Genomic DNA, 482 nt, shown 5'->3' with positions numbered 1-482 from the left:
CGGTGGCGCCCAGCGGGTGGCCCATGGCGATGGCGCCGCCGTTGACGTTGACCACGTTGGGGCTGACGTCGAACGCCTGCATGAAGCGAAGGACGACGGCGGCGAAGGCCTCGTTCACCTCGAAGAGGTCGATGTCGGAGGTGGCCATGCCCGCCTCGCGCAGGATCTTTTCCGTCACCGGGACCGGGCCGGTCAGCATGATCGTCGGGTCCGTGCCGATCTTGGCCGTCGCGCGGATGCGGGCGCGCGGCGTCAGGCCGTGCGCCTCGCCGAACTCGCGCGAGCCGATCAGGATGCCGGCGGCGCCGTCGACGATGCCCGAGGAGTTGCCGGCGTGGTGGATGTGGGCGATCCGCTCCAGGTGGGGGTACTTCATCAGCGCGACCTTGTCGAAGCCGGGCATGACCTCGCCCATCGCCTTGAAGGAGGGATCGAGGGCGCCGAGCTTCTGCATGGTGGTGTCGGGGCGCATGTACTCGTCG

At 69.3% G+C, this 482-nt stretch carries 1 pseudogene; it reads right to left on the bottom strand.

Annotated elements, in window-relative coordinates:
* Positions 1–472 (bottom strand): annotated as a pseudogene (locus D7Y13_RS42265) (acetyl-CoA C-acyltransferase); the annotation flags it as partial.
* Positions 473–482: the final 10 nt, after the last annotated feature.

This window comes from Corallococcus praedator (assembly GCF_003612125.1).
Taxonomy (GTDB): Bacteria; Myxococcota; Myxococcia; order Myxococcales; family Myxococcaceae; genus Corallococcus; species Corallococcus praedator.
The sequence above is the reverse complement of the archived record's forward strand: the minus strand, read 5'-3'. Positions and strand labels throughout refer to the sequence as shown.